The organism is Longimycelium tulufanense (assembly GCF_014645795.1).
Taxonomy (GTDB): Bacteria; Actinomycetota; Actinomycetes; order Mycobacteriales; family Pseudonocardiaceae; genus Longimycelium; species Longimycelium tulufanense.
Map to the genome: position 1 here is coordinate 1 of NZ_BMMK01000087.1, position 2,636 is coordinate 2,636.

At 65.4% G+C, this 2,636-nt stretch carries 4 protein-coding genes; all 4 read left to right on the forward strand.

The features are described 5' to 3' along the window. On the forward strand, positions 1 to 1,158 hold a 1,158-nt coding region (locus IEY55_RS31525), incomplete at its 5' end, for a hypothetical protein (RefSeq protein WP_229686952.1). Continuing rightward, positions 1,155 to 1,673, forward strand: coding sequence for a hypothetical protein (locus IEY55_RS31530; protein ID WP_189062241.1), 519 nt, complete (start codon positions 1,155 to 1,157; stop codon positions 1,671 to 1,673). The genes IEY55_RS31525 and IEY55_RS31530, both read left to right, overlap by 4 nt. 94 nt (positions 1,674 to 1,767) lie before the next feature. Continuing rightward, positions 1,768 to 2,070 (forward strand): type II toxin-antitoxin system prevent-host-death family antitoxin, encoded by a 303-nt coding sequence (locus IEY55_RS31535; protein WP_189062242.1) that lies wholly within the window; start codon positions 1,768 to 1,770, stop codon positions 2,068 to 2,070. Next, entirely contained in the window at positions 2,067 to 2,324 is a 258-nt protein-coding gene (locus tag IEY55_RS31540) for a type II toxin-antitoxin system RelE family toxin (RefSeq protein WP_189062243.1), read from the forward strand. Before IEY55_RS31535 ends, IEY55_RS31540 begins: the two co-directional genes overlap by 4 nt. Positions 2,325 to 2,636: the final 312 nt, after the last annotated feature.

Consider the following 2,636-nt stretch of genomic DNA (forward strand, 5'->3'; position numbering starts at 1 on the left):
CGTGCAAAGCACGACGCCGCACTGGCGCAGGTCGGCGACGAGGTCGAGCTGAAGCGCTGGCGGCACTGGCTCAAGCGCCAAGAGTTGATCTTGGAGCCCGAGATCGAGCTTCGCTCGCTTCGGGCCTGGCACTGGGCGACAGGTGGCTTGCGCTGGGTCTCATACCCCGGGGAGGTAGGTCTGGCCGCCTACTACCGACTGCTCTCCCAACACAAAAACATGCCCCGACCGGACCGTTGCGACAGCGATCTGGTCAATTCCATCTCAACCGAGGGGCACATGATCCGGCACCGTGACTACCTCGACCCGGAACAGATCCCAGAAATCGGCCGAAAAGTGGTGGGACACGACGTCTCGGCACAGTTCCTGGCCGCCGCAGGGACGGTCTCGCTGGGCGACGGCGAACCCGAGCACTACGACAACCCGCGCAGCCTCGAAGGACTGACCGGGCTACCCGGATACGTGTCCCTAGCCGAGCCCCTGAACACGTCTCACCCCGCGTTCCAGGACATCCCGGAAAGCACGTGGATTCCAATGCCGCTGGTGAACTACCTGGTGAGCCGGGGCGTGGACGTCCGCGCCTCCGAAGTGGTGGTCTGGTACAAGCACGGGCGCCGTCTCGCCAAGCACGCAGCGATCTTCCGGCAAGCACGGGAAAAGCTTCTCTCACGGCCTGAACCGGTGGCCAAGATTGCTCTCCGAGCGGTCAAGGATGTGTATGCCAACACCTACGGAGGAATGCTCCGCTCCGAGCGGTACAACCACACGGGAACGATGCGAAGGGACTGGTCGGATCAGTTGATCGCACTCACGTGGGCGAACGCCTTCCGAAGCCTAGATCGGGCCACCTACGGATTCCCCACAACAGCGAAGGATCAGGAGATTAGCGCCGCGATCCGCGCTGGACAACAGCCAACAAATCCGCCTCTAGGAATGTGCCGGGACACCGCGTGGCACCTGACCGACACCGCCCCGTGGACCCCCCCAGGACTGAGGCTGGCCACCGAAGAAAACCGGTGGCAGTGCGGCAACTGGAAACTGGAGAAGTGGGCGGACATAACCGAAGAAATGATCTCGGCTCACGAAGACTTGTCCCCCTACGCCATGCGGGACGCGATCAACGCCGCGCACCGTGAGCGCGAGGAGGTCATCCCATGAGCAAGATGTGGGACGCCATTCGTCGCGTCACCAAAGCACGCGACTGGAAAGACAGCGTGAAGGCCATCCGGGGCACGCACGGCAAGCGCGCCACCCGGTGGCTCGCCGAGCAGGCCGGAGTGTCCCGGGAGACCGCCCGCCGCTGGCTCAAGGGCACCCAGTCGCCCCGCTCCACGCGGGTCGACATGGTCACCGGACTTGCGCCCAACGCATGGCTGGACGCCGAAGCCCTCGCCGACGCCCAAGCCCTGGCCTGCGGACACGTGGACGTGGAGTACAACGGCAAGCCCGCCGGCACCCGCAACATCGGCACCCTGCACGTGGACACCGAGCTACGCCGCGAGCTGGACGGGGTAGTCGACCTGTTGCGACGCGGAGACCAGGCCGGCGCAGAAGAAGCCCTGTCGGCCGCAATCCTGGGCGCCTATGCCGCCCAGCGCGCCCGGGACGGACGGGACCTGTTGCGCGGCACCCTCACCATCAGCAACTTCCGCACCGGATTCAACATCATCTGACACCGAGGGAAGCCCCACCCGGTCACGAACGGGTGGGGCTTCCCTCCACATTGTGAGACAACCGTACAACCCGGGAGAGTTGTACAATCTGTACATGACTGCCGAGACGCACGCCGGAGACGTCTCCGGCGAAATCGAGATCCCCCTCAGCGACGCACGCGACCGCCTCGCCGACCTGGTCGACGCCGCCAAACACGGAACATTCGTCTACCTGACCCGACGCGGACAGCGGGTCGCCGCACTGGTGGCGGCCGACGTCGCCGAACGCTACGAACAGATCGAAGACGACTACTGGGCACGACGGGCCAACGACGCCCGCCAGCGCCTCGCGGCCGGTGAGGACGACGTGATCTCCTTTGAGCGGCTGCTAGCCGAGACCGAAGGCCCACAGCGATGACCTACCGCGTCCAGATCACCCGGGCCGCTGCCAAGACCATCCAAGCGCTGGACAAGCCCATCCGGCGGCGGGTGCTGACCGCAATTGAGGGGCTAGCCACCAACCCGCGTCCCCACGGATGCGTCAAACTCACCGGACACGACGCCTGGCGGATCCGGGTCGGTGACTACCGCATCGTCTACGAGATCCACGACGCGGTGCTCCTCATCATCGTGATCGACGCGGGACACCGCCGCGAGATCTACCGCGACTGAAACGCCAGAACGAACAGGCGGAAGGCCCTTACCGGACAGCCAGCCAGGTAGGGCCTTCCGCTGTGTTGCACGCCATCCGTGTCCGACACCGGCAGTGACGCGCGGCGGGGATCGCGCGACTCACCGCACAGACCCCCGCCAGGTCTTTTTGCCATCCATCCTCCCCCGGTGCCCCACCCGGTCAAGACCCCCTCACCCACAAAGACACCGCCGACAACGCCGTAGGCGCGTGTTAGGACGGTGATCGGTAGTGGGTACCGGAGAGCGGGGGTTGATCGTCCTACGGACGATCTAGGGGCCTGTTTCGCGATC

Bases quoted from the DNA above. Each gene is read 5' to 3' on its own strand.
- IEY55_RS31530 (WP_189062241.1), top strand. From the start codon at position 1,155: ATGAGCAAGATGTGGGACGCCATTCGTCGCGTCACCAAAGCACGCGAC.
- IEY55_RS31535 (WP_189062242.1), top strand. From the start codon at position 1,768: ATGACTGCCGAGACGCACGCCGGAGACGTCTCCGGCGAAATCGAGATC.
- IEY55_RS31540 (WP_189062243.1), top strand. From the start codon at position 2,067: ATGACCTACCGCGTCCAGATCACCCGGGCCGCTGCCAAGACCATCCAA.